Origin of the sequence: Vibrio sp. 10N.222.46.A1, assembly GCF_041473595.1 — a bacterium.
In the GTDB taxonomy this organism is placed as follows: Bacteria; Pseudomonadota; Gammaproteobacteria; order Enterobacterales; family Vibrionaceae; genus Vibrio; species Vibrio tasmaniensis_A.
The window spans coordinates 1-464 of sequence record NZ_JBFRSN010001397.1 but is presented as its reverse complement, the minus strand read 5'-3'; the positions used below and the strand labels follow the sequence as shown (position 1 = coordinate 464).

Here is a 464-nt window from a genome sequence, read left to right as displayed (position 1 = left end):
GCTCAATGAGCGCCGTTTTTGTATTCTAATTCAAGCTCTAAAAATTATAGAGACTCAGTGAACGTACGTGCGATAACGTCACGTTGCTGTTCAGTAGTTAGAGAGTTGAAACGTACAGCGTAACCCGATACACGGATAGTTAGCTGTGGGTAGTTCTCTGGGTGAGCAACAGCATCTTCTAGCGTTTCACGCTTAAGAACGTTAACGTTTAGGTGTTGACCACCTTCGATGCGTGGTGCTGCTTCGATAGCAACTTCACGGCTTTCGTACTCGCCTAGGTCTGCAGCTGAGATAACTTGGTCAGCTTCGAAACCTGAAGTAGCAACAACACAACGAGCTTCATTCTTCTCGCTATCTAGTAGCCAGATTGAGTTTAGTAGGTCATCGTTTGCTGCTTTAGTAATTTGAATACCTTGGATCATAACTATCTCCTAGTCCACTTTATGTGGTTTGATTATGGTGTT

1 protein-coding gene is annotated in these 464 nt (G+C 43.8%); it reads right to left on the bottom strand.

The annotated features are described in order from the left end of the window. Positions 1–44: 44 nt before the first annotated feature. Entirely contained in the window at positions 45–422 is a 378-nt protein-coding gene (gene grcA, locus AB4496_RS26905) for an autonomous glycyl radical cofactor GrcA (protein ID WP_009848415.1), read from the bottom strand. Positions 423–464 lie beyond the last annotated feature (42 nt).